Source organism: Caballeronia sp. AZ7_KS35 (assembly GCF_023631045.1).
Taxonomy (GTDB): domain Bacteria; phylum Pseudomonadota; class Gammaproteobacteria; order Burkholderiales; family Burkholderiaceae; genus Caballeronia; species Caballeronia zhejiangensis.
Map to the genome: position 1 here is coordinate 1 of NZ_JALQDV010000069.1, position 1,368 is coordinate 1,368.

The following is a 1,368-nucleotide window of genomic DNA, read 5'->3' on the forward strand; positions in this document are numbered from 1 at the left end:
GGCTCGAATCCGAGAACTCGATGAGGGCGAAGCGCATCTTCGCATAGCACTCACGGCCGGACACCTCGGCTCCTGGAGCCTCGATCTTTCCAGCAACACGCTGACAGCATCGACGACTTGCAAAGCGATATTCGGCCGCTTGGAGACCGACAACTTTACTTATGAAGAACTGATTGCAAGCACTCATCCCGAGGATCGCGAGCGGGTGCAGGCAGCCATCGCGGTCAGCGCGGAAACCGGCTGCGACTATGCGATCGAGTATCGCAACGTCTGGCGGAACGGGACCGTGCACTGGGTTGAAGTCAGGGCGCGTGTCGTGCACGACGACCGGATCGTTCGGCTCGTCGGCGTTTGCTCCGACGTGACGCTGCGCAAAACGTCGGAAGATCAGCTGCGCCGGGTGAACGAATCGCTCGAAGTCAAGGTGCTGGAGCGCACCGCGCAACTGGAAGACGCGCATCGAACGGTGCTCGAGGAAATACGGCAGCGCGAGCACACAGAGAAGCTGCTGCGGCAGGTCCAGAAGCTCGAGATGATCGGCCAGTTGACGGGCGGCATCGCGCACGACTTCAACAATTTGCTGATGGCGATCATGGCGAATCTCGAACTCGTGCGAAAGGAAGTGCCGCCGGAAGAGCGAGTGGGTCGGTTGGTCGATGGCGCGCTGAAAGGCGCTCAACGCGGCGCCGCGCTCACTCAACGGCTGCTCGCGTTCGCGCGACAGCAGGTCCTTAAGGTCGAGCCTGTCCAGATGTCTGCGCTGGTTCACGGCATGGCCGACCTTCTGGACCGGTCGATTGGCTCTATGATCGAACTGGTCATCGATACGCCCGAAGAAGTGCCGTTTACTCGCGTCGATACAAATCAGATTGAACTGGCGATACTGAACCTGGTAGTCAATGCGCGCGATGCGATGCCCGATGGCGGCGCAATCCAAATCAGCGTCGATACCGCGCATTCTGCGGGCGATGGCGACCTGCGAGCCGGCGACTACGTGCGGGTGACAGTGAGGGACACAGGCACTGGCATGGACGCCGCGACACTCGCCAAAGCGACGGAACCCTTCTTCACGACCAAGGAAGTGGGGAAGGGCACGGGGCTTGGCCTTTCGATGATTCACGGTCTCGCGCGTCAGCTACAAGGCGCGCTTCGTCTAGAAAGCACGTATGGAAAGGGCACGCGTGCATCGCTCTGGCTTCCTGTCACGGATCGCCCGGCTGCCGAGGAGCGTATCGCCGATGACCCGAAGGACGACGCTCCGGCCGACGCCAGCGAGCTGCGCGCCACCGTACTAGTACGACATCCCCTAAATAGCTTGATTAAATAATTGTCTTGGCTATCATTTCGAAATGAGCCAAGGTCGTCATG

The 1,368-nt window shown here is 60.2% G+C and carries 1 protein-coding gene; it reads left to right on the plus strand.

The genetic code is table 11. From position 1 onward, the window contains the following. On the plus strand, nucleotides 1-1,327 hold a 1,327-nt coding region (locus tag NCT05_RS35260), incomplete at its 5' end, for a PAS domain-containing sensor histidine kinase (RefSeq protein WP_250504535.1). Nucleotides 1,328-1,368 lie beyond the last annotated feature (41 nt).